The 21867-nt window shown below is 62.8% G+C and carries 17 protein-coding genes and 1 pseudogene; 15 read left to right on the top strand and 3 right to left on the bottom strand.

The genetic code is table 11. The features are described 5' to 3' along the window. Window positions 1-41: 41 nt before the first annotated feature. Complete coding sequence (locus WJU18_RS26670; protein ID WP_423456968.1) at window positions 42-1196, bottom strand: acyltransferase family protein; 1155 nt, start codon at window positions 1194-1196, stop codon at window positions 42-44. 97 nt (window positions 1197-1293) lie between these two features. Between WJU18_RS26670 and WJU18_RS26665 the strand changes: the two genes are divergently transcribed. Genes WJU18_RS26665 through WJU18_RS26655 form a run of 3 tightly spaced genes read left to right on the top strand, consistent with a single transcriptional unit; the run spans window position 1294 to window position 4275 of the window. Beyond that, on the top strand, window positions 1294-2094 hold the full coding sequence (locus WJU18_RS26665; protein WP_423456966.1) for an ABC transporter permease: 801 nt from the start codon (window positions 1294-1296) through the stop codon (window positions 2092-2094). 13 nt (window positions 2095-2107) lie between these two features. Further along, on the top strand, window positions 2108-3382 hold the full coding sequence (locus tag WJU18_RS26660; RefSeq protein ID WP_423456965.1) for an ABC transporter ATP-binding protein: 1275 nt from the start codon (window positions 2108-2110) through the stop codon (window positions 3380-3382). 14 nt (window positions 3383-3396) lie between these two features. Further along, on the top strand, window positions 3397-4275 hold the full coding sequence (locus WJU18_RS26655; protein ID WP_423456963.1) for an SAM-dependent methyltransferase: 879 nt from the start codon (window positions 3397-3399) through the stop codon (window positions 4273-4275). 50 nt (window positions 4276-4325) lie between these two features. Here the strand turns inward: WJU18_RS26655 and WJU18_RS26650 are convergent, their stop codons facing one another. Further along, window positions 4326-8162, bottom strand: coding sequence for a methyltransferase domain-containing protein (locus WJU18_RS26650; protein ID WP_423456962.1), 3837 nt, complete (start codon window positions 8160-8162; stop codon window positions 4326-4328). Between the two features lie 237 nt (window positions 8163-8399). Between WJU18_RS26650 and WJU18_RS26645 the strand changes: the two genes are divergently transcribed. From WJU18_RS26645 to WJU18_RS26590, 12 genes and pseudogenes are all read left to right on the top strand, one after another. Beyond that, on the top strand, window positions 8400-9512 hold the full coding sequence (locus WJU18_RS26645) for an MraY family glycosyltransferase (protein ID WP_423456961.1): 1113 nt from the start codon (window positions 8400-8402) through the stop codon (window positions 9510-9512). 75 nt (window positions 9513-9587) lie between these two features. Next, window positions 9588-10484 carry an acetylglutamate kinase gene (gene argB / locus WJU18_RS26640; RefSeq protein ID WP_423456959.1) on the top strand — a complete coding sequence of 299 codons (897 nt, stop codon included), beginning with the start codon at window positions 9588-9590 and terminating at the stop codon, window positions 10482-10484. A gap of 158 nt (window positions 10485-10642) precedes the next feature. Further along, window positions 10643-11313 (top strand): annotated as a pseudogene (gene slmA / locus WJU18_RS26635) (nucleoid occlusion factor SlmA). Between the two features lie 261 nt (window positions 11314-11574). Further along, on the top strand, window positions 11575-12234 hold the full coding sequence (locus tag WJU18_RS26630; RefSeq protein ID WP_423456958.1) for a TetR/AcrR family transcriptional regulator: 660 nt from the start codon (window positions 11575-11577) through the stop codon (window positions 12232-12234). 98 nt (window positions 12235-12332) lie between these two features. Continuing rightward, a complete protein-coding gene (locus WJU18_RS26625) occupies window positions 12333-14126 on the top strand; it encodes an acyl-CoA dehydrogenase C-terminal domain-containing protein (RefSeq protein ID WP_423456957.1) in 1794 nt (597 codons plus the stop codon). Then, entirely contained in the window at window positions 14123-14566 is a 444-nt protein-coding gene (locus WJU18_RS26620) for a DUF2147 domain-containing protein (RefSeq protein ID WP_423456956.1), read from the top strand. The genes WJU18_RS26625 and WJU18_RS26620 overlap by 4 nt, the downstream gene beginning before the upstream one ends. Before the next feature lie 154 nt (window positions 14567-14720). Beyond that, complete coding sequence (locus tag WJU18_RS26615) at window positions 14721-17138, top strand: 3-hydroxyacyl-CoA dehydrogenase/enoyl-CoA hydratase family protein (protein WP_423456954.1); 2418 nt, start codon at window positions 14721-14723, stop codon at window positions 17136-17138. A 297-nt stretch (window positions 17139-17435) separates the two neighbouring features. Then, window positions 17436-17798, top strand: a complete 363-nt coding sequence (locus WJU18_RS26610; protein ID WP_423456952.1) for an endonuclease domain-containing protein — start codon at window positions 17436-17438, stop codon at window positions 17796-17798. After that, window positions 17795-19003, top strand: coding sequence for an acetyl-CoA C-acyltransferase (locus tag WJU18_RS26605; protein ID WP_423456950.1), 1209 nt, complete (start codon window positions 17795-17797; stop codon window positions 19001-19003). The genes WJU18_RS26610 and WJU18_RS26605 overlap by 4 nt, the downstream gene beginning before the upstream one ends. A 52-nt stretch (window positions 19004-19055) precedes the next feature. Continuing rightward, a complete protein-coding gene (locus WJU18_RS26600; protein WP_423456948.1) occupies window positions 19056-19925 on the top strand; it encodes an acyl-CoA thioesterase in 870 nt (289 codons plus the stop codon). 2 nt (window positions 19926-19927) lie between these two features. Continuing rightward, entirely contained in the window at window positions 19928-20695 is a 768-nt protein-coding gene (locus tag WJU18_RS26595; RefSeq protein WP_423456947.1) for an enoyl-CoA hydratase, read from the top strand. Between the two features lie 212 nt (window positions 20696-20907). Further along, complete coding sequence (locus tag WJU18_RS26590) at window positions 20908-21429, top strand: GNAT family N-acetyltransferase (protein WP_423456946.1); 522 nt, start codon at window positions 20908-20910, stop codon at window positions 21427-21429. Between the two features lie 41 nt (window positions 21430-21470). On the opposite strand, the gene WJU18_RS26585 is transcribed toward WJU18_RS26590, so the two are convergent. Further along, window positions 21471-21857 (bottom strand): acyl-CoA thioesterase, encoded by a 387-nt coding sequence (locus WJU18_RS26585; RefSeq protein ID WP_423456945.1) that lies wholly within the window; start codon window positions 21855-21857, stop codon window positions 21471-21473. Window positions 21858-21867: the final 10 nt, after the last annotated feature.

Genomic DNA, 21867 nt, shown 5'->3' with positions numbered 1-21867 from the left:
CACCTGGCGGATTGATGCTCGCAAGAATGCGGAAATGAGGGTCAAGCGCCATGTGCTCGGCCATTCAATTTCCGCCCGGCGAAGCGCCCCAGCTTGATCCCATACTTCTCAACGGTCTTGGTGGCAAGAAGGCAGAAGGCCAGCAGCAGAATCAGCCGCTGTAGCCTGTCGGGAATGAAGCCGACGCCGTACTTCTCGACAAACTGGCCCAGATAAGCCCAAGACCAGAGATGGAAAAGGTACACGGCATAGGTCATGTCCGAAAGGGTTCTGACCACCAGATGCCCTTGCATCCTTTTACGAAAAAGCCACAAGGCCCAAAACGTGAACAACGCGATCAGTTCAAAGTTGTTTCCAATCAATTTGGGTTGAAGTGCTTGGGTTCTGAGCAGCGTGCCAAGAAAGATAGCCGCTACAAAAAAAGTGAAGCTCCAACTCCTTAAGCCAAAATTCTCCAGGTGATAAAAAAGAACTCCGATAATAAGAAACGGAAAGAATATATTGAAATACCCATCAGTCCATTCAAAGGAGTTAGGGAAGGTGGGTAGGGTGAAGACACCTAGAGTCACTAGGAACAGGAAGGCAGGTATTGATTTTTCCTGACGGAGAAGACCTGCCGCCTTCAGGATAGTCATAAAGATATAAAAAAGCAATTCAATCCGCAGCGTCCATTCAACACCTCCGAGGCCGTAAGGAATGCCAGTGAAATCCCCGATAAGGAGCAGTCTGGGGATAAGTTCCCGTGATGCCGGAAATACGGTGTTCTGAGTAGCGGCAGCGAGAGACAACTCGGTAATCGTGGCAAATATGAATAGCGGATATATTCTGAATATTCTTCGGATGATGAAATCTACCGGCGCTTCATTCCTGATGACATGGGTAATGATATAGCCCGATGTGATGAAAAAGACCACCACGCCCGCGCCACCAAACGCACATATATAGTGGATCGCACCCGCCAATTGCCGGAAAAGAACATGAACTTCCTGGTTGGCGGCCAGTTCTTCGAGATCCTTATTGAAAAGGTGCCCGATCAGAACGCTTGTGAATGCAAAAATCCGCGCGTAGTCGAGGAAATAAATTCTTGCCTGAAGCTGATCATTCTTTGTCTGCATGAAAAAAAGGGTCCCATTCCAAGAGCCATGCCACCCCCCGCTACCCGCTTCGGTGAATGGGGCAGGCAGGCGGCGTCTCACGCGTATACTTCCTGCCCTGGAAGTCTGGCATCTGGATTCTTCCCCAGTCTCCGCGCAGCGGCAAGGTGAGTGAGCTCAAGTCTTAGCAATGCATATATTGAGTAGTTTGAGCGAAGATCTTCGCTCCCTGTGGAGCTTGCGCCGTTTGGTAGGCGTGCTTACCCGCCGCGAATTCGAAGCACGCCATGCGGGCTCGGTGGGCGGCATTTTATGGGCTTGGCTGCCCCCGCTGCTTACCGTTTTTGCCTACTATCTTGTATTTGACGTGGTGTTTGCCATGCGCCTGGGTGAGCATGCGCCGACCAACCGCGTGGGTGCCTATCGGATCGTGGGCATGCTGCCCTGGATGGCCTTTGCAGACGCCACGCAGCGGGGCATGAACAGCCTGCTGGATGCGGGCGGCATGCTGCAGAAGAACCCGCTTCCGCCGGCTATTTTCCCTGCCCGTTCGGTGCTGGCGAGCAGCTTGGTATTTTCCCCGCTGATCGCGCTGCTGGTGCCCGCCTACATGGGGGCGCACCATTTTGGCCGCGGCGTGATGGCAGTGCTGCCTCTGTATGTGCTGCAGGTGCTGCTGTGCTTTCTGCTGGCGTATCTTCTGGCGGTATTGGCGGCGGCGTTGCGTGATGTGGTCCAGGTGATCGGCTTCCTACTGTCCATCGGTGTCTTTCTGTCGCCCGTGCTGTTTCCTGCCACGATGTTCCCCGAGCGCTGGCGCTGGGTGCTCTGGCTGAATCCGATGTCGGCGCCAGTCATGGGCTATCAATCGGCTTTGCTGAAAGGCGAATGGCCAGCGCTGGAAATCTGGGGGGTGATGGGCGTGTGGCTGCTGGTTTTGGTGGTGCTGCTCAATATGGCCGTGTCCCGCAGCAGGGATCAATTGGTGGATTGGCTATGAGGGAGCCGCGCTCATGATCCACCACGCCGAACCGACTCCCCTGCGTCTGCACAACGTCAGCAAGGAATACCTTGTCTACGACTCTCCCCGCGCACGCCTGAAGGCCCTGCTGACGGGCCGAGCACTGCACCGCAGTCATTGGGCGCTGCGCGATGTCTCGTTCGAGCTTCAGCGCGGACAATGCCTGGGGGTTGTCGGTGCCAATGGCGCCGGCAAGAGTACGCTGCTCAAGCTGATCACCGGTACGCTGCAGCCTTCCCAAGGCCAGGTCGCGCGCAGCGGGCGCATCACGGCCATTCTGGAGCTGGGTGCCGGTTTTCACCCTGATTTCACGGGCCGCCAGAACCTTTATTTCGGTGGCAGCCTGATCGGTATTTCCCAGGCCGACATGGAACGCATCGAGCCTGAGATCCTGGCCTTCGCCGAGATCGGCGATGCCATCGATCGTCCCGTGAAGACCTACTCTTCAGGCATGGTCGTGCGGCTGGCTTTCGCGTTGGTCACGGCGGTGGAGCCCGATTTGCTGATCATCGACGAAGCGCTGGCGGTGGGTGATCAGCATTTCCAGAAAAAATGCATCCAGCGCATTGAGCAATTCAGGCGCAATGGGTGCACCATCCTTTTCTGCTCACACAGCCCCTATCACGTGCGCCAGTTGTGCGATGTGGCGCTGTGGCTTGAGGGCGGGCGGGTCATGCAGTTCGGTGAAACCGAGCCCGTGCTGGGCGCTTATGAAATGCACACCCGGCTGCTGTCCGCGCCGCCGCACGCATCTGCAGGCACCGATGCGCATGCCCCCGAGGCCATGATTTTTCCCGCCGAGGAGGCAAGCACCGCGGCGGATCCCCATGGTTCTCCTGCGGCGCCTCCGCCTGCGCAGCACCACGCCACGGCCACGATTCTCTCGGTCGACATTGCTAACCTGGGCGAGGGCGATCCGCCGCTTCTGGACAGCCGTGACCTGGTGGCTACCATCACGGTGCGTGGCCACGGCCGCGAATGCCCCAATATCGGCTTCATGATCGAGCAGTCGCGCGGCGTGGGGATCACCTCGCTGGCCACGCACGAAGAGAACGCCAAGCCGACCGAGATCGAGCCAGGCATGTGGCGCTCGGTACTTACTTTTCCCAATCTGCCATTGCACAGCGGCCAGTACGTGATCAGCGCGTACCTGTTCGATGAAAGCGGGCTGGTGGTGTATGACCAGTGGTATCAGTTCATGCATTTCAGCTTTGTCATGCCCACGCTGATGCCGGGACTCGTGAAACTGCCGCACCATTGGGCTTGAAGCCTGCTATTGAAATGACATCCGAACAAAACGCTATTTTCCTCCTGCAGCACGGTGAAGCCTTGCTGGCTGCCGGCGACCGCGAGGCCGCTGCCAAGCTGCTGGGTGCCGCCCGGTCCGATGCGCGCACACGCCTGGCGGCCCACAACCTGATCGAGCGCCACCAACTGGCTGACCGCTTCGGCGAGTGGATGGGCCTGAACTGCGAGATCTCGCCCGAAGACGATATCTACCGCTTCTTTGACGGCCATCCCACTTCCATCAATCCTTTGCGCGACTACCTGGCCGATGGATGGCGCACGCTGGCCGAGCTGATGCTGCTGCTGGAGTCCGCTGGCAAACCCTTGCTGGGCGTGCAGAGCTTCCTGGAGTTCGCCAGCGGGCACGGACGCTTCACGCGCCATCTCGTGAAGGCGATTGGCGCAGAGAAGGTGACGGCCTCTGACGTCGTGCCGGGCGCCGTGGATTTCGCGCGCGAGACGCTGCAGGTCAAGTCTTTCCTCTCAGCCGCGCGGCCCGAAGACCTGGCTTGTCCTGAGCGCTACGACGTGGTGTTTGTCCTCTCGCTGTTCAGCCATCTGCCGGAAAGCAGCTGGTCGCGCTGGCTGGTGCGCTTGTACGACTGCGTGGCGCCGGGTGGTCTGCTGGTGTTTACCACGCATGGGGAGGAAGCCGTTCGGCGCCAGGGCGTTACCTTGAATGCGGATGGTTTTTTCTTCGCACCTTCCAGCGAGTCGAATGCCATTGATGCCCAAGAGTATGGCACTGCCTTTACCGACGAGAAATTCGTGCAGATGCAGATTGCCCGCCATATCGGGGCAGACCGTGTGCTGCGACACGCGCCTACGTGGTTCTGGCATCACCAGGATGCCTGGGTGCTGCGCAAGCAGTAGTTGCTCGCTCGCTTCCGTCATTCCCGCGCAGGCGCGGGAAGATGGGGCCGCTACTTCTTCAACCAGCTCTTCACCCGCGTCTGCCAACGCAGCGGAATGGCCCGCGCCACGCCCGCAAGCACTGGCATCGAACGCAGGCGCACCAGAATAGTCAGCATGAGGCCTTTGCCGCCCTCTGCCGAAGGAGAGGCCGAGGACGTGGATTGATGGCGCAGCAGCGTTTCCAGCGCAGGGCCTTCGATGCTGGGTGCAGCCATTCCTGCCAGGTATTCATGCGCATACCACTGGACGGGATCCCCCACCCCCGCTTGCGCCAGCAACTGGTGCTGAGCATCGGTTTCAATCGGCAGGACAGGCGAGGGGCCTTCTCCGGTGGCGAAGTGCCGCGAGCGGATGTGTTCAAAAAACGCGAGCCATTGGGCGGGCGTCTGCTTCCAGGGGTGGACCCAGGTCCAGGCGCGGCCTGTCAGGCGCTCGGAGAAGGCGCCCAGATCGGGGGCTACCACGGGCCAGCCGCCCAGCAGGCAGGCTGACAGCGTGTAGCTGTAGGTTTCCGGCCATTGCGCCGGGAACCAGATCAGATCGGGTTGCAGCCATTCGAGCAAGGAGGGCAGGTCCTTGTCCTCATAGGCGCCATGCACCGTCAGGCGCGCGCGCGGCTGGGTGCGCAGGGCACGGTAGCCGTAGCCGATGAGGTGGAATTCCACGGGCGCACCCTGCTTGGCAGCCGCTACCGCGGCGTCTTCCAGCACGTCGGCACCCTTGATGATGCTGAGCGCACCGATCACGGCTACCTTCAGGGGGCGGTTGCCTTCCAGGCGCGCTGGCTGGGGCGAGGGCAGCGGGGTGGCTGCGTCAATGTCGGTGTGGGGCACCACGCGGGCGGTGGCATCCGGCACCAGCTTGACGATGCGGGCCAGCGCATCGCGCGCGGGCGCCAGCAGAAAACGGGCTTCAGCCAGAAACTCGGCGTAGTTGCGGCGCCACGTGACGATGTCCGTGCCGCCTGGGGCAGGGGAGTCGGTCAGACAGGTGGCGCATTGAGACACCCCCAGTTCGCCGCAATAGCCGTTGCTGCGGTCGGTCAGCGAGATCTGAGGACAGATCGTGTAGTAGTCGTGCGCGGTGAAGTCATAGCCCACCCCCAGCTGCTGAGGCAGCGTGCGGACGAAATCGCTGTTGCCGAGCAGATGATGGTAGTGCACGTGCTGCACGCCAAAGCGCTGCAGGGTGTCCAACAGCTCGGCTTGCTCGCCGGGCAGGGTGTAGACCAGCTCGAAGCTTTCCTCGGGGTCGGGCAGGCGAAGGCTGACGCGTTGGCCGGGCAGGGGCCTGAGTACCAGGAACTGGGCCCGCTCACGCAGGGCAGAAGCCAGCTCGTGCACATGGCGCTCGGTGCCCCCTTGACGGTCGTGCAACACGGCCAGGATCACCGGCCGGTGGCCGTCCTGGATGCGCGCGACGTCGGCTGCCAGGCGGGCTGAACGGGCGGGGTCGGCCTGCACGAAGCGCATCACGTCGCTTTCATAGCGGGGGTGCAGCCGGCGCAAGGTTTCCATGGCGGCGCGCTCGCGCGGGGTCTTGCCGGCGCCGAAGCTCACGCCGCCGGCGTGGCGCACGAAGGTGTCGAGCAGGTGCAGGTTGCGCCAGCCGCTGCCCGCCGCGCGGATGCAGAAATCATTCTCCTCGCCGTAGCCCTTGCCGAAATTCTCGACATCGAACAAGCCGACGGCCTGCAACGCATCGCGGCGGATGTACATGCAAAAACCCACCCCCGTGGGCACATCGACCACCTGCCCCGGATTGGCCTTGGCGAAGAGCGCGTCCAGCCGGGCGGTATCCCAACCCTCGGGCAGTTCGTTGTCGGCGCAAAAACGCGGATAGCTGCAGATGGTGGCGTTGTTCGAGAACGGCGTGACCGATGCCACCTTCTGGTCGCAGTAGGCGGCGGCGCGGATGCGGTCGAGCCAATCGTTGGCCACCTCCGCGTCGCTGTTCAGCAGCAGGACGTCGTGGGCATCGGAGAGCGCCATGCCCCGGTTGACCGTGCCCACGAAACCCAGATTTTCTTCGTTTTCCAGTAGATCGATGCGCTCGTCGGTGGTGGCGATCTCGCGCAGCCAGGAGGTGACTTCCGGCTCGGGGCTGGCATCGTTGATGATGATCAGCCGCCACGGCGTGCTGCAGCGGGCGTTCAGCACCGAGAGAATGCAGCATTGCGTATCGGCCAGGCCGCGGTAGACGGGGACGATGATATCGACCGGCTGATCTGGCGGCGTCAAGGCTTGCATGGGCGGCATTTGTGGCTGGGCCTGGCGTGCGGAGCCCCTGCCGAGCAGGCGGTCTACCTTCATCTTGGCGCTCACCAAGGGCCGGCTGGCGCGGAAGATGGTGGAGTTCTCCAGGAATTCGATGTGTTGAATCGCGTCGTCTCGTTGCTTGAGCAACCGTGCTTTCTGGGCCTGCCACTCATGCCGAACCTTGGTCAGCTCCTGGGCATGATGGGCCAGCTCGTGCGTATGGCGCTCGGCGATATCCTGCAATTCGCGCTGGTGGCGTGACTGAAGTTCCTCGCGGGTCAGGTTGACGCGGCGTTCGGCGACCTGGGCCCGGCCCTCGAGCTCGCTGACGGAGCCGGCCAGGGCCAGGTAGTCGGCGGACATTGGCCATCCCAGATCGGCTTCCAGGCGGCCGCCCGCCGCAGCAGCGGCAATGGATGGCGGCACCGGCAGCTCGATGAACGGGTCGTTCTCATACAGTAGCGCGACGACCGAGGCCGACGCATCGCCCAGGGGCCGCAGCACCATGCCCTGGCGAGGCGCGCTCTCCAGCACGGCCGCATCGGCGCCATGCCACTGCCATAGCGGGGTGCCGTCGGCGGCGTAGAGGCGCATCGCATGGAAATGGATGAAGCCCGGGCGGTCCGCCGGATCCAGCCGCAGGCCCCGCGGGGCAGGCGTGGGCGGCAGATCGAACCGCAGGGTCTGGCGGGTCTGCCCAATCACGCCAGCGGCACTGAGCTTGCCCTCCTGGGTATAGGCAATGGCTTGAGAGGCACCGTCTTGATCGTCCTGGCCTCCAGGCCCGGCTGTGCCGACGAACAGCTCGGCCGTGAAGAAGGCGCGCGCGGGGAGGGCAGGGGCGCCAGTTTCGCTGGCAGGCGCCGCGGCTTGCTCGCTGGCGGCCAGCGGGCGGATGATCGCGATGAACTGGTAGGTCAGCGCATCGGGCAGCGCCAGCAGGTGCCGGGCCACGGAGGGGGGCAGGGCGTCGAAGGCCGAACGGAACTCGGAGCCGGGCAATTCCCGGTCAATGGTTTCCAAATGTTCGCTCACCCAACCCTGCTCGGTGAGAAATCTCAGCAGGCTTTGGCGGGTGAAGAAGTGGATATGCGTTTCGTCCAGCAGGCCTTCGGGGCGGTAGAGGAACTCTCCGGCCATCAGCTCGGCGATCAGTCCGGTATAGGAAACGTTCGGAATCGAGAGCAGCACGCGCCCGCCAGGCGCCAGCAATTGCCTGCATTCCGTGAGGGTTCGCCCCGGGTGGCGGATATGCTCCAGCACGTCCGCGCAGATGATGATGTCGTAGCTGGACGCGTCGAACAGATCCTGCAGGCGTACCGCGTCGAGATCGGCCACTTCCACCCGGCGGTAGTGCTCGGCGGCTTGCCGGGCTTCGTCGGCGCTGATGGTCAGGCCGTCTATGACGATGCCGCCCTGGCCTTGTAAATAACGGCCGACAGCGCCGTTGCCGCACCCGAGATCAAGAACCCGCGCGCCCGCGGGAATGTGGCTGGCCAGAACCGAGAGAGAGCTGCGTTCGTTGGTATTGATCTGCCGCGCGTAGATGTGCAGCGGCGAGGGCAGCGGATGAGAAGATTGCGCCATGGAGGTCGTCGATGCCTGAGGGCTGGAAGCGCTTGCGTGGCGCGGAAATCGTACACACGCTCTTGCGCGGTACGCATACCCCTGGGGTAACCGTGAATGCTACCATGCACGGCTTTTGGCCTGGCGCGCAGGCCCGCCTGGGCGGATGCCCACCCTGCAAGGGGGTGCATCGTTTGTTACAAGACATGTAAAGTGACGATCTAAACTCACATCCCCGGACCCGGCAATTCTCCACTCATGATTTCCCTAGCGTTGCTCGCGTTCGTGCTGTCTCTGGTGTTCACTTTGTGGGTGCGCCGGGTTTTCCGCCGTACGTTTTCCTATTCGCCAGATGCCCCGCAGCGCTTTCACCTGGGGGACGTGCCCCGTCTGGGCGGGTTGGGCCTGCTGGCGGGCTGGGCCTTGGGCCTGGCGGCGCTGCCCATGCTCCAGTGGGCAGGCATGGCCGGCAATATCGATCTCGATGCCCGGCTGTCCCGTTGGCTGCTGATGCTGCTGCCCGCGTTCGCCGGCGGCGTGATGGAAGACATGACTCAGCGGCTCACGGTGCGCTGGCGCCTGTTGCTTACCTTGAGTTCCGGCGCGCTGGCCTGGTTCTTGCTGGGCGTCTCGGTGCCCCGGCTCGGCTTCGAGTGGATCGATGGCGCCTGGACGCACTGGCCTTGGCTGGGCATCGGTTTCGCCGTGCTGGCCATCACGGGCTTGCCGCATGCCTTCAACATCATCGACGGCTACAACGGCCTTGCCGGCGCCGTGGCGATGGTGGTGTGCCTGGCACTGGCGCACGTGGCCCTGCAGGTGGGCGATCGTGAACTGGCGGCCATGGCTATCGCGCTGGCGGCAGCCACGGCGGGCTTTCTGGTCTGGAACTACCCGCGCGGGCTGATTTTTGCGGGTGACGCCGGGGCCTACCTATGGGGGCTGCTGATCGCCACGCTCAGCCTGCTGCTGGTGCAGCGCCATCCCGTGGTCTCGCCCTGGTTCCCGATGCTGCTGCTGATCTACCCGGTATGGGAGACGCTGTTTTCCATCTACCGCAAGCTATGGCGCGGCGATTCGCCCGGCATGGCCGACGCGTTGCACCTGCACCAGTTGGTATACCGGCGCCTGGTGCGCAGCGTGCTGCACGAAGACGAAGCCAAGAACATGCTCAAGCGCAACAACCGCACCGCGCCCTATCTGTGGAGCTTCATCGTGCTCACCGTGGTGCCCGCGGTGCTGTTCTGGCGCTACAGCGGCGTACTGCTGGGCTTTTGCGTGCTGTTCGCGGTCAGTTACGTGGCAGCCTACGTGATGCTGGTGCGCTTCAAGGTACCGCGCGTGCTGCAGCCCCCCGTCAGTAGACAATAGATGATCGTCATTCCCGTCAGCGCGGGAATGACGGGGTTAACATCAAAAATCCACTTCATTCAATCCAAGCCCGCCATGACCACTGACGCCCTTCAAATCCCGCCGCGCGACAAGGCCGAGATCCTGGCCCAGGCGCTGCCCTACATCCGCAAGTTCCATGGCAAGACCATGGTCATCAAATATGGCGGCAACGCCATGACCGATCCGGCGCTGCAGCAGGATTTCGCCGAAGACGTGGTGTTGCTCAAGCTGGTGGGCATCAACCCGGTCGTGGTGCACGGGGGCGGCCCGCAGATCGAGACCGCACTCAAGCGCCTTGGCAAGGAAGGCCGGTTCATCCAGGGTATGAGGGTGACTGACGCCGAAACCATGGAAGTGGTCGAATGGGTGCTGGCCGGCGAAGTTCAGCAGGATATTGTCGGCCTGATCAACCAGGCTGGCGGCAAGGCCGTGGGCCTGACGGGCCGCGATGGCGGTCTTATTCGCGCGCGCAAGCTCAAGATGCTTGACCAGAAAGACCCGAGCCTTGAACACGATGTGGGCCAGGTGGGCGATATCGACCAGATCGATCCCAGCGTGGTCAAGGCGCTGCAGGACGATGCCTTCATCCCGGTCGTCAGCCCGATCGGCTATGGTGTCGAAAATGAGAGCTACAACATCAACGCCGACGTCGTCGCCGCCAAGCTCGCGACCGTGCTGCAGGCGGAGAAATTGCTGATGCTCACCAACATTCCCGGTGTGCTCGACAAAAAGGGCGCGCTACTGCCCGAGCTGACGCCCGGCGACATCGACGATCTGGTGGCCGATGGCACCATCAGCGGCGGCATGCTGCCCAAGATCGCCGGCGCGCTCGACGCGGCCAAGAGCGGCGTCAAAGCGGTGCACATCATCGACGGCCGTGTGCCGCACGCGCTGCTGCTGGAAGTCCTGGGCGACGAGCCCTTCGGGACGATGATCAAGGCGTACGGGTAAGGCTGCAAGGCCGCGTCCGTCCGGATGAAAGCCGGTGTCCGGCGGCGGCGCCTGATTCCTCGCGGTTGCTGATCTCTGCCTGCGCCGGAAGGCAGGGTTTTCGACCTACATTCCCGAGAGAAAGATCGGTAGAATCATTTCGACACATATGATTCATCATGCAGCCAGCCGACGATTCTCTTCCCGTGGCAAGTCCGGACGGTGACTCGCAGGCCGTGACCGAACCGGTGACGCCTGCGCGCAGGCGTCCCAAGCCGGGGGAGCGGCGGGTGCAGATCCTGCAGACTCTGGCCGGGATGCTGGAGCGTCCGGGTGCGGAGCGCATCACCACCGCTGCATTGGCTGCCCGCCTGGAGGTGAGCGAAGCTGCGTTGTACCGTCACTTCGCCAGCAAGGCGCAGATGTTCGAAGCGCTGATCGACTTCATCGAAAGCAGCGTGTTTGGCCTCGTGAACCAGATCGCCGAGCGTGAGGCTTCGGGTCAGGTGCGCGCCGCCCGTGTGGTCACCATGGTGCTGCAGTTCGGCGAGAAAAACCCTGGCATGACCCGCGTCATGGTGGGAGATGCGCTGGTGTACGAGCACGAGCGCCTGCAGCAGCGCATGAATTTCCTGTTCGACAAACTCGAGGCGGTGCTGCGCCAGAACCTGCGCGAAGGCGCGGCTGATGGCGAGGGCGCCCCCTGACACCGGACCGCGATGCCGTGGTCCGGGCGTCGGTACTGGCTGCTTTCATGGCGGGGCGCCTGCAACGCTTCGTCCGCTCGGGATTCAGGCTTTCCCCTTCGGAGCATCTTGAGCAGAGCCTGGCGCTGTTGATCGCCTCGTAGAGCGCTTCGCGTTTTCGTGTAGGGCCGGCTTCAGAGGGGGCGCAAAAGCCCTGACCATCACTCTCGTCATTCCCGCCTGAGCGGGGCCGGCTGTCCGGGAATGACGGAGGGGGCTTTTGTGGCGTTCTCGGACCCCCCGATTCACCTCGGCCTATGGACTTTGGTGCCTACGGGTAAATACTTACATCAATTCCCCGCAACAGACTTGGCACTGTCATGCGCATGATGCAAAATAGAACGATCGTTCGTTTTATTTGGAACATGCTTACTTCCTCACGTTCTGCCCGCCGTGAAGCGACCCCAGAGGGCGCTTCCGCGGCGCGCGCCCTGCCCAAGGGGCAGCAGACCAAGGCCGCCATCGTGGACGCCGCCTTGCGCATGGCCGCTCAGGTCGGGCTGGAAGGCTTGTCCATCGGGGCGCTGGCCGAAACCATGGGCATGAGCAAATCAGGCGTGTTCGCGCATTTCGGTTCACGCGAGGAACTGCAGATCTCGGTGGTCAGCGAGTACTACAACCGCTTCGAGCGCGAGGTGTTCTACCCGGCGATGCAGGAGCCGCGCGGCCTGCCTCGTCTGCGCGCCATGTTCGCTAACTGGATGAATCACACCAGCATCGATCTGGACGCAGGCAGCATCTTCATCAGCGGCGCCGTGGAATTCGATGACCGGCCGGGTCCGGTGCGCGACGCACTGGTCCAGTCGGTCGGTTCATGGCTGGACGCCATGAGCCGTGCCATCCGGCAGGCGCGCGAGGCCGGCCATCTGGTCCCGGACACCGATGAGCGCCAGGTGGCGTTCGAAATCCACGCACTGATCCTCGGCCTGCACTATGAAGCGCGATTCCTGCATATGCCCGGCGCGGTAGAGCGCACCATGCGCGGCTTCGAAAGCGTGCTCTCACGCTACAGCGTCCGCAACTGACGCCATTGATGTCATTGACACCATTGATTCTTACGCTCCTGACTCTCTAGATTTTCTCCTTCTTCCTGCCACTTTCGCACTCAAGGAACCATTCAACCATGCCTACCTACAACCCCCTGCGCGACATGCAGTTCGTCATGCACGAAGTGCTCAACGTGGTCGATGAGCTCAAGGAAATTCCCCGTCATGCCGAAATCGATGCGGACACCTTGAACGCGGTGCTGGAGGAGGGCGGCAAGTTCGCGGCCGAAGTCACCCAGCCCCTGAACCTGAATGGCGATCTCGAAGGCTGCGTGCTCGACAAGACCACGCACGAGGTCAAGACGCCCGCCGGCTTCAAGGAGGCCTACGCCAAATTCGTCGAAGGCGGCTGGGCGGCGCTGGCATGCGATCCGGCCTATGGCGGCCAGGGCCTTCCTTTCGTGGCCAACCAGTGCGTCTACGAGATGATGAACTCGGCCAACCAGGCCTGGACTATGTACCCCGGCCTCTCGCATGGCGCCTACGAGGCCCTGCATGCCTACGGCACGGAAGAGCAGAAGAAGAAATACCTGGGCAAGCTGACCAGCGGTGAATGGACCGGCACCATGTGCCTCACCGAGCCGCACTGCGGCACCGATCTGGGCTTGCTGCGCAGCAAGGCCGAGCCCCAGGGCGATGGCACCTACAAGATCACCGGCAACAAGATCTTCATCAGCGCCGGCGAGCACGACATGACGGCCAACATCGTGCACCTCGTGCTGGCCCGCCTGCCCGATGCGCCCAAGGGCAGCAAAGGCATCAGCTTGTTCGTGGTGCCCAAATTCCACGTGAAGGACGACGGCAGCCTGGGTGACCGCAACCCGATCTTCTGTACCGGCCTGGAGCACAAGATGGGCATCCATGGCAACGCCACGGCCCAGATCAGCATCGAAGGCGCTGTGGGCACGCTGGTGGGTGAGCCGAACAAAGGCCTGCAAGCCATGTTCGTGATGATGAACGCCGCGCGCCTCGGCGTGGGCAACCAATCCCTGGGCCTGACCGAGGTGGCCTACCAGAATGCCCTGGCCTATGCCAAGGAGCGCCTGCAGATGCGCAGCCTGTCTGGCGTGAAAGCCAAGGACCAGCCCGCCGACCCGATCATCGTGCACCCCGATGTGCGCAAGATGCTCCTTACCGCCAAGGCCTATGCCGAGGGTGGCCGCGCCATGTCGATCTATTGCGCCATGCTGCTCGACAAGGCGCTCTACCACCCTGACGAGAAGGTGCGCAAGAACAGCGATGAAATGGTCGCGCTGCTCACGCCCATCGTCAAGGCCTTCATCACCGACAACGGCTTTGCCGCGACCAACCACGCCATGCAGGTCTTCGGCGGGCATGGCTACATCCATGAGACGGGCATGGAGCAATATGTGCGCGATGCGCGCATCAACATGATCTACGAAGGCACCAACACCGTGCAGTCGCTCGATCTGCTGGGCCGCAAGATCCTGAGCAACCAGGGGGCCACGCTGAAGAAATTCGGCAAGCTCGTGGGGGCGCTCATCGAGGAAGAAGGCGTGAACGAGAAGATGAGCGAGTTCATCAATCCGCTGGGCTATCTGGCCGATCAGATGATCAAGTTCACCACCGAGATCGGTTTCAAGGGTTTCACCAACCCGGACGAAGTGGGCGGTGCCAGCGTGGATTACCTGCGCGTCGCGGGCCACCTGGTGTTCGGCTACTTCTTCGCTCGCATGGCCAGCGTCTCGCTGAAGAAAATCGCCGAGGGCAACACCGATCCGTTCTACAAGGCCAAGCTGCAGACCGCGCGTTTCTACTTCGCGCGCCTGTTCCCCGAAACCGCGAGCCTGATGCGCACCGCGCGCTCCGGCGTGTCGAACCTGCTGGATACTGAAGAGGCCCTGGCATGAGCAGGGGACATCTTTCCATCACGGCGGCGGCGCTGATGCTGGTTGGCGGCGCTGCCTGGGCGCAAATGACGCCCGTCGGCACCTGGCGCAGCATCGATGACTCCACCGGCGAGCCCAAGGCCCAGGTGGTCATTGCGGACGCTGGCGGTGTGCTCAATGGCCGCATCGAGAAAACGCTGAAGAAAGACGCTGATCCGAAGGCCGTGTGCGAGAAATGCACGGACGACCGCAAGGATAAGCCCATGGTCGGGCTGGAAATCATCCGCGGCGCCAAGAAGGCCGACGGCAAGGACGTCTGGGAAGGCGGCCGCATTCTCGATCCTGAAAAGGGCAGTGACTACACCTTACGTCTGACGCCCATCGAAGGCGGCAAGAAGCTCGAAGTGCGCGGCTCCATCGGTCCCTTCGGGCGCACGCAGACCTGGGTCAGGGTCCAGTAAAGACCAAGGCAAGACACACGGAACCTGAGCGCCAGGGCGTTGCTCCGTCATTCCCGCGCAGGCGGGAATCCAGTGCAGCCTCTGAACATCCCTGGATTCCCGCCTGCGCGGGAATGACGGTGGGCAAAGGTCCCGGTTCAGAAAAGGAATAAAAATGTCCCGATTCAACGTGAAGAAAGTCGCCGTGCTCGGCGCCGGCGTGATGGGCGCGCAGATTGCGGCCCACCTGGTCAACGTCAAGGTGCCGGTCATCCTGTTCGATCTGCCGGCCAAGCCGGGTGAAGATGGCAAACCGGTGCCCAAGAACGGCATCGTGCTGAAGGCGCTCGAGAACCTCCGGAAGCTCAAGCCTTCGCCCCTGGGGGTGGCCGAGGATGCCGCGCTGATCGAGGCAGCCAACTATGAAGACGATCTGAAGAAGCTCAAGGGCTGCGATCTGATCATCGAGGCCATTGCCGAGCGCATGGACTGGAAGAGCGATCTTTATCACAAGATTGCGCCCTTCGTCTCCAAGAACACCATCCTGGCGAGCAATACCTCTGGACTGTCGATCACGAAACTGAGCGAGGCACTGCCCGAAGCCTTGCGCCCGCGCTTCTGCGGTATCCATTTCTTCAACCCGCCGCGCTACATGTACCTGGTGGAGTTGATCGCGACACCCGCTACCCAGCCTCAGGTGCTGGACGATCTGGAGGCTTTTGTCACCAGTGCGCTTGGCAAGAGTGTCGTGCGAGCCAAGGACACGCCCAACTTCATCGCCAACCGCATCGGCACCGCCGGCATGCTGACGACCATGAAGGAGGTCGAGAAATTCGGCCTCAGCTTCGACATCGTCGACGATCTCACCGGCAAACGCCTGGGCCGTGCGCCCAGCGGTACCTTCCGCACCATTGACGTGGTCGGCCTCGATACCGTGGGCCACGTCATCAAGACCTTGCAGGACAACCTGAACCCGGAAACCGACCCGTTCTACGACAGCTTTGGCACGCCCCCCGTGCTGGCCAAGCTGCTGGAGCTGAAGAACCTGGGCCAGAAAAGCGGCGCCGGCTTCTACAAGAAAGCGGGCCGCGACATCCTGCGCTTCGATCTGAACAGCGGCGAGTATGTGCCGAGCGGCCAGAAGGCCGATGAGGTCTACGGCCGCATGCTGAAAAAGCCCGCTGGCGAGCGGCTGAAACTGCTGCGCAATGCCGAAGGCCCGCAAGGCCAATTCCTGTGGGCGATCCTGCGCAACAGTTTCCATTACGCGGCTGTGCACCTGCAAAGCATTGCCGAGACGGCGCGCGACGTCGATCAGGCCATGCGCTGGGGCTTCGCCATGAAGCAAGGGCCGTTCGAGCTATGGCAGCAAGCCGGCTGGCTGGAAGTGGCCAAGATGATCCAGGAAGACATCGACGCGGGCAAGGCCATCTCGAAAGCGCCTCTGCCCGAGTGGGTTTTCAGAGGTCCCGTGGCCGAAGCCGGTGGCGTGCATACGGCGCAGGGGTCGTGGAACCCTTCCACTGGCCGCTTTGAGCCGCGCCGCCAACTGCCGGTCTACGAGCGCCAGCTCTTTCCCGAACTGCTGCTGGGCGAAGGCGGTCCGCGTCCGGAGGCCGCAGGCAAGACGCTGCACGAAACCGATGCCATCCGTGTCTGGGCGCTCGACGACGACATCGTCATCGCCACCCTCAAGACGAAGATGCGCGCCATCAGCCCCGAGGCTGGCGAAGGCCTGATGCAGGCCATCGAACTGGCTGAGAGCGGGTATCAGGGCCTGGTGATCTGGCCGGGCGACGATCCGTTCTCCGTGGGCGCCGATCTGCAAGCCATGCTGCCGGGCTATGTGGCGGGCGGTGCGGGCTTGGTCGACTCGATGGAAAAAGAGCTGCAGGATCTGATGCTCCGCCTGCGTTACGCCAACGTGCCGGTAGTGGCGGCCATCCGCGGCATGGCGTTGGGTGGCGGCTGCGAACTGGCCGTGCATGCCTCGCGCCGCGTGGCCATCATGGAAAGCTACATGGGTTTGGTGGAAGTGGGTGTCGGCCTCGTGCCTGGCGCTGGCGGCCTTACCTACCTGGCCCGCCGCGCGTTCGAGAATTCCCAGGCCAGCACAGGCAAGGATCTGCTGCCCTTCCTGACCGAAGGCTTCACGGCGGCTGCCATGGCCAAGGTCGGCACGAGCGCGCTGGAATCGCGCAAGCTCGGCTACCTGCTCTGGAGCGACGTGGTCGTGCCCAACAAGGATGAACTGCTCTATGTGGCCATCCATGAAGCCAAGGCCATGCACCGCGCGGGCTACCGTCCGCCACAGAAGCGCCAGTTCGCCGTGGCCGGGAGGGACGGCAAGGCGACCATCCAGGGGCAACTCGTGAACATGCGCGATGGCGGCTTCATCAGCCAGCATGATTTTCACGTTTCCAGCCTGATAGCCAACGTGCTGACCGGCGGCGATGTCGATCCAGGCACGATGGTGGATGAGGAGTATCTGATGACTCTGGAGCGCCAGGCCTTTACCTCGCTGCTGGGCAACCCGAAGACGCATGAGCGGATCATGGGGATGCTGGCGACGGGCAAGCCGGTGAGGAACTGATCAAGTGCTCTCCCGCGGGCGGGAGAGTGTGTTTGGCTCCTTCCCCCTCTGGGGGAAGGTTGGGATGGGGGCTTTCACGGCGTGTCAATGCACCAAGGCTATTCGTTCTGCCATAGCGATCGGGGATGTGGGCTCAAAAAGCGCACTGCCATTGCAGACGCTCCGAGAGCCCCCACCCCAGCCCTCCCCCAGAGGGGGAGGGAGCAAAAAGTGCTCCCGCATGCGGGAGAAAAACTCAACATGCAATATCAATCCAAGCCCCCTGTTCAGTCATTCGCCCGGGACTTGCGCCGAGCCATGACCGAAGCTGAGCGCCGCCTTTGGTCTCGCTTGCGCGGTGAACAACTGGGCGTCAAATTCCGCCGCCAGCATCCGCTGGGCCGCTATATCGCGGACTTTGCGTGTCTGGACCCGAAACTGGTGATTGAAGTGGATGGCTCTCAACATGCCGAGCAGCAGGAACACGATGCTGTGCGGGATGCATTTTTCAGCGCACAGGGCTTTGCCGTGCTGCGCTTTCCGGCCAATGCACCATTTTTGAATCTGGAAGGGGTGCTGCAAACCATCGCCACACGATTGCCGGCGCTGCATGTCCCTATCTCAATCTCCCCGCGCAAAGGGGATGAACCCTATACCCAAGCCTACGGAGTCTCGCCATGACCAAACAAATCCAAGACGCCTACATCGTCGCCGCCACCCGTACCCCCATCGGCCGCTCGCACAAGGGCTATTTCAAGAACACCCGCCCCGACGACCTTCTGGCCAACGTGCTGCGCGCCGTGGTCGCGCAGGCACCGGGCCTTGATCCCGCGGTCATTGAAGACATCATCTGCGGCTGCGCCATACCGGAAGCCCAGCAGGGCCTGAACGTGGCGCGCATCGGCGCGGTGCTGGCCGGGCTGCCTAAGACCGTCGGCGGCATCACGGTGAACCGTTTCTGTGCTTCGGGCCTCTCGGCGGTGCAAATGGCCGCCGACCGCATCCGCGTGGGCGAGGCGGAGGTCATGATCGCTGCTGGCGTCGAGAGCATGAGCATGGTGCCGATGATGGGCAACTCGCCTTCGCTGTCGCCAGCCATCTTCGCGGACACCGCCAATGTCGATGACTATGGCATCGCCTATGGCATGGGCCTCACGGCCGAGAAAGTGGCCCAGCAGTGGAAGGTCTCGCGCGAGCAGCAGGACGCTTTCGCTTACGAATCGAACATGAGGGCGATCGCCGCCATCAAGGCCGGCGAGTTCGCGGACGAGATCCTGCCTGTGGAAGTGACCTCCCGCAGCGTCAATCTCAAGACCGCCGAGGTCACCCTGGCGCAGCGCACCGTCAATATCGACGAAGGTCCGCGCGGCGACACCACGCCCGAAGGGCTGGCCAAGCTGCGCACGGTGTTCGCTGCGCGAGGCACGGTGACCGCGGGCAATAGCTCGCAGACCAGCGATGGCGCGGGTGCGCTGATTCTCGCGAGCGAAGCAGCTGTCAAGCGCTTTGGCCTTCAGCCGCTGGCACGGTTTGTCAGCTTTGCCTCCCGGGGCGTGCCGCCGCACATCATGGGCATCGGCCCGATCGAAGCGATTCCCGCCGCGCTGCGCAACGCCGGCCTGAAGCAGGATGACCTGGATTGGATCGAGTTGAACGAAGCTTTCGCCGCGCAGTCGCTGGCGGTCATCAACACGCTGGGCCTGGATAAGTCCAAGGTCAATCCGATGGGCGGTGCCATTGCGCTGGGCCACCCTCTGGGTGCGACGGGCGCCATCCGCTCGGCCACCGTGGTGCACGCGCTGCGCCGTCACAACAAGAAATACGGCATGGTGACCATGTGCGTGGGCATGGGGCAGGGCGCGGCAGGTATTTTCGAGCGCGTCTGACACCCCCGCCGTGCTTGCGGTTTAATAGCCCGTCTCGTTCAGCGATACCGTCATGACCAGCGCCTCCGAAACCACCTTGCACCCCTTCGACGAAGCCGTCAACCTCGTGCCGAGTGCAGCCGGCGCCGATGCCAAGGCCACCGATACGCTCCGGCAGTTCGAGGGCAGCACCCATCCAGCCTATGCCAACATGGTCGGCCCGTTTGGCGGCATCACGGCAGCGCAGGCCATGCAGGCGGTGTTGCAGCATCCGCAGCGCCTGGGAGAGCCGGTGTCGCTCACGGTGAATTTCGCCGCTGGCCTGGTAGATGGGCCATTTCGCATCGAGGCCAGGCCTGTGCGCACCAACCGCTCCACTCAACACTGGACGATCACCCTGTGGCAAACAGCCCCGGACAACTCCGACATGGTGATGCTTACCGCCACGGCGGTCACGGCCGTGCGGCGCACCACTTGGAGCGCCGCGGACGAGCGCATGCCCATGGTGTCTCCCCCAGCCAGCGTGCCGGCAGCGCCCTTCACCGACCGCGTGCCGTGGGTCAGCCGCTATGAAATGCGGCTGGTGGCCGGCGCCCTCCCTCAGCGCTGGGACGATGCCGAAACCGACAGCCTGACCCAGCTGTGGCTGCGTGACCACCCTCCGCGCCCGCTTGACTACGCCAGCCTGACGGCTCTGGCCGACGCCTTCTTCCCACGTATCTGGCGCCGCCGTGCGCGCATGACGCCCATCGGCACCGTCTCGATGACGGTGTACTTCCATGCCGACGCCAACGAGCTGGCGCTCATCGGCGACGGCTATCTGTTCGGCCAGGCGCGTTCACAATCCTTCTTCAACGGCTTTTTCGATCAAAGCGCCCAGTTGTGGAGCGAAGCTGGCCACCTGCTGGCCACCACTCACCAGATCGTCTATTACAAGGAATAAGAGTGTCAGAAATCCTTTCCCACCATGACGCCGGCGTGCTCACGCTCACGTTCAACCGCGTGGAGCGCAAGAACTCCATCAATGTGGCCATGTATGACGCGCTGGCCACTGCGATCGAAAAGGCCGCGGACGACGCCGCCACGCGCGTGATCGTCATTCAGGGCCATGAAACCGTGTTCTCTGCAGGCAACGATCTGCAGGACTTTCTCCAAAACGGGCCGCAAGGCATGGATTCACCGGTGTTCCGTTTCTTGCGCGGCATCGCCACCTTTCCCAAACCTCTGCTGGCCGCGGTATGCGGCCCCGCCGTGGGCGTGGGCACCACGATGCTGCTGCACTGCGATCTCGTCTATGCGGGCGACAACGCCGCGTTTTCCATGCCTTTCGTCAACCTGGGGCTGTGCCCGGAGGCGGGCTCCAGCATGCTGGTGCCGCGCATGTTCGGCTACCACCGGGCCGCGGAAGCGCTGTTGCTGGGCGAGCCCTTCTTTGCCGAGGCCGCGCTGGAGGTCGGCATGGTCAACCGCATCGTGCCGCCTTCCGAAGCCAACGCCCTGGCTCAGGCCCAAGCGCGCAAGCTCGCCGCCAAACCCATGAGCAGCCTGATCGAGACCAAACGCCTGATGAAGGGCAGCCGCCAGCAGGAAGCGCTGCTCAAGCGCATCAGCGAAGAGGGCGCCAGTTTTGCCCGCCTGCTGGGCGAGCCAGCCGCGCGCGAAGCCATGACGGCGTTCATGGAAAAAAGAAATCCAGACTTCAGCAAGCTTTGACCCCCCTGTGTCGCCTTCGGCGCCTTCCCCCTCGGGGGGACGCACCTGGCGGCCGGGCCAAGCCCGCTCCGCCGGTGCCCGCGTTTGGCTTGCTCCGCAGCCATTCGGGCGAGCGCTCTTCGCGGGTTCTTTTCCCCGTCATACCGGCTTTCGCCGGTATGACGCTGGCATGGATAGAGCAGTCATCAAAGAAAAACGAAGGTAATCGTCCCATGAAATTCATCGCCTGCACTCCCGAGGCGCATGCCGGCGCGATCCTCGACATCCTGAACGATGCCATCGTCACCTCGACGGCGCTGTACGACTACCAGCCGCGCACCATGCAAAGCATGCAGGGGTGGTTTGAGGCCAAGACCCGCGGCGGCTTCCCGGTGATCGGCGCGGTGGATGAAGCGGGAACGCTCCTGGGCTTCGCCAGCTACGGTACCTTCCGTGCCTACCCGGCCTACAAGTACTCGGTGGAGCACTCGGTCTACGTGCACAAGGACCAGCGCGGACGGGGCCTGGGCCCGGCGCTGATGAAGCAGCTCATCGAGGCCGCTCGCGAGCAGCAACTGCACATGATGATCGGCGCCATCGATGCCTCCAACGCCGCCAGCATCGCCTTGCATGAAAAGCTGGGCTTCACCCACTCAGGCACGGTCCGGCAGGCCGGGTTCAAATTCGGACGCTGGCTCGACGTGGCGTTCTACCAACTGATCCTCGAAACCCCGCTGCAACCAGTAGACGGCTGACGACTAACGGCGACCGCTGACGGCGTCCCCCTCAGGGGGGCTTATCTCACCGGCACCGGGCGGGGCTTGCCCTCATCATCAATCGCCACGTAGGTCAGCTGCGCCTCCGTCACCTTGATGTATTGCCCCTGATTGTTGAAGCGTTCCGCATATACCCCCACGTTCACGGTCATGGAAGTGCGGCCGATACGCTCCATCTTGGCCAGAAATGAAAGAATATCGCCCACGCGCACCGGTTGCTTGAAGATGAATTGATTCACCGCTACGGTGGCCATGCGCCCCTGGGCGTAGCGCGCTGGCAAGACCGAGCCCGCCAGATCCACCTGTGCCATGACCCAGCCACCGAAAATATCGCCATTGGCGTTGGCATCGCCCGGCAGCGGGATGACCTTCAGCACCAAGGTATGGTCGTCCGGCAGTTGCACCACCTCCCCTTGC

The sequence above is a fragment of the Ottowia sp. VDI28 genome, assembly GCF_049532675.1.
Taxonomy (GTDB): Bacteria; Pseudomonadota; Gammaproteobacteria; order Burkholderiales; family Burkholderiaceae_C; genus Ottowia.
Note: the sequence above shows the minus strand (reverse complement) of the source record. Positions and strands in the feature narration are given on the sequence as shown.